Genomic DNA, 2,721 nt, shown 5'->3' with positions numbered 1-2,721 from the left:
TTGCTAGTCTTTTCAATGTTCAGCTCGGCGAGGGCGATAATTTCTTTCAGGAAGCTCAGGCGCTGCTCGTGCATCATGGATTCGGCGAGGATGGATTTGGCCCGGTCGCTGGCAATATCGGCCAGTACCGCCAGATGGTCTTTCAGGCGACCGTAACGGGATTCATCGTCATAGGGCATGTTTTTAATCAGCATCACCACCGGACCACTGCGGATGATGGTACGTACGCCCATGTTGGTAATACGCTGTTCGGCCGTGCGGAATTTTTCCATCAGGCGCGCTTCCATCGAATCTTTGCTACAGCCGAGTAATGTGGCCGGAGCGGTATCAATCAGTACTGCTGTATTAAGACCAAATTGCGAGGCAACTGTCATAATCGAGGTACTCAGCTGCATCGCCGTGCGGATCGTCTGTACTTCTTTTACAAACTGAATAATCTGGCCCAGTTCGCTGGAGCTGGTCATCGCTTCCATTGCGACATTCATCGCATCCTGAGACTGTTTCTGGGCCTCTTTTTTATCCAGGCTGCGCTGGATATGAAACTTAACTTTCTCCAGCAGGCTGTTGCCGTCAATGGGCTTGGTGAGGAAGTCATCAGCGCCAGCTTCAAAGCCTTCAAGGCGCTCTTCGGTACTGTCTTTGGCGGAGACAAAGATCACCGGAATACCCCGGGTTTCCGGATTTTTGCGAATATTGACGCAGACATCGTAGCCACTCATGCCGGGCATCGAGATATCCAGCAGAATAAGATCAGGGCGGGCATCAGACAGCATGTTGATGGCGTCTTCACCACACTCTGCTTCGGAAGTCTGATAGTCAGACTCCAGCAGTGTGCTCAACACAAGGCGGTTCTCGGGCGCATCATCAACAATCATGACGTGTGGAGCGGGCATCGGCAGGGCTCTCCTGGCTCAGCGAATCGTATGCTTTGATAACTTCAGTGTAGCCGTTCAGCGCATGTCTGCCGGGTTATTACTGTGTTCCGTCGTCAATAAAGTCTTTCACATATTGAAGGAATGTCTCTCCGGCTTCCCCGAGGCGGGTAACCAGTGACTGGCACAGAACTTCATTGTGCTTCAGTGCAGCCTCTTCCAGTTGATTGGCTATACGGTACAGGGCTGTGGCTGCCAGATTACTGCTGACGCCTTTCAGGCTATGGGCATAGCTGTGTATTTCTTCAAAATCCAGTTCTTCCGTCGCTTTGCTGATTTCTGTCAGCCGGTCAGGAAATTCAGCACTGAACATGCCCAGCAACTGCCGCAGCAGCACGGAATCACCCATCAGACGTTCCAGGGCACTGGCTTCGTCCCAGACTTCGTGTTCCTGTTCGGCGGGTTCGGCTTCTGGCTGTAGCAAAGGCCCGCCAGGCGCTTCATCCGGCAGCCAGCGGGTGAGGGTAGAGATCAGTTGCGCCGCCTGAATCGGCTTGGTCAGATAGTCATCCATACCAGCCTCCAGACAACGCTCTCTGTCCCCTTGCATGGCATTGGCGGTCATGGCAATCACCGGCAACTTAACGGCTTCTTCTCCGGCTTTGCCATTACGGATGGCGCGGGTTGCTTCAAAGCCATCCATTTCCGGCATCTGACAGTCCATCAGCACGGCGGAAAACGGGCAATCTGCCGGCATTTCTGCCAGTTGCTTCAGCGCTTCCAAACCATTGCTGGCAATATCGATGCGGTAACCTGCGCCTTTCAGAAGTTCGCTGGCAACCAGTTGGTTAATTTCATTATCTTCGACCAGCAGCAGACGGTGTCCTGAGTGATGAACCGTTTCAGCTTCCTCGCCGTTGTCGGCGCTGTCTGCCATATCCAGCGTCATCAGATAATTATTGAAGGTGACGGGTTTAGGGAAATACGCGGCAAACCCGGCCTGCTGCAGCCGTTTCGGTGTGGCGATGAAATCCATCGGTGTCATCAGCACAAAGCGTGTGAGGTTGTCTGGGTTTTCCTGTCTGAAGCGCGCCAGGGTGGTGATGATCTCATGCCCTTCCTGCAGCCCGAGATCCAGCAGAGCAATATCATAGTTGTCCTGCGACAGCGCTTTTTCCGCTTCAGCGGTATTAGCTGCCGAGGTAACTTTTGCGCCCCATAAAGCGAACTGGCGGGCAATACAGGCGGTGTGCAGACGGTTGTGATCTGCCACCAGAATGCGTTTACCGTTCACTGGCTGCGATGGGCGGGCCAGCGCTGACTCCGGCGCCGCATCAAGATAGACCCGGGCGGTGAAGGTGCTGCCTTTGCCCGGTTCGCTGGTCACTGAAATGTCGCCATCCATCAGACCGCACAGCTGTTTCACAATGGCGAGACCGAGCCCGGTACCGCCGTAGCGGCGGGTAGTTGAAGCATCGACCTGACTGAAGGCCTGGAACAGATTACCGATGGCTTCCTGTGGAATGCCAATACCAGAGTCTTCCACACTGGCCAACAGTTGCCAGCGATCCACAGATGCCGGGCGCAGGGCGAGGCTCAGCGTGATCTGGCCTTCACTGGTGAACTTAATGGCGTTGCCCAGCAGGTTGGTCAGAATCTGGCGCAGTCGTCCGGCATCGCCAATGACTTCACAGACAGGAACGTTATGGATATCCAGAATTAGATCCAGATGTTTAGCCTGTGCCAGCTGCGACATATTCTCGCCCAGCTCACCGGCCATTTTCAGCAGGTCGAAGCGCAGCGGTTCGAGCTCCAGTTTGTTGGCTTCGATTTTGGAAAAATCGAGGAT

The 2,721-nt window shown here is 54.3% G+C and carries 2 protein-coding genes; both read right to left on the bottom strand.

What is annotated here, in order from left to right:
• A partial coding sequence (locus tag B2Z72_RS08650; RefSeq protein WP_297004575.1) for a response regulator occupies positions 1-893 on the bottom strand: 893 nt, incomplete at its 3' end.
• 79 nt (positions 894-972) lie between these two features.
• Positions 973-2,721: response regulator (locus B2Z72_RS08645; protein ID WP_297004572.1), on the bottom strand; the 1,749-nt coding region annotated here is incomplete at its 5' end.

Origin of the sequence: Thalassolituus sp. UBA6592 (assembly GCF_002433655.1) — a bacterium.
Taxonomy (GTDB): domain Bacteria; phylum Pseudomonadota; class Gammaproteobacteria; order Pseudomonadales; family Oceanobacteraceae; genus Venatoribacter.
The sequence above is the reverse complement of the archived record's forward strand: the minus strand, read 5'-3'. Positions and strand labels throughout refer to the sequence as shown.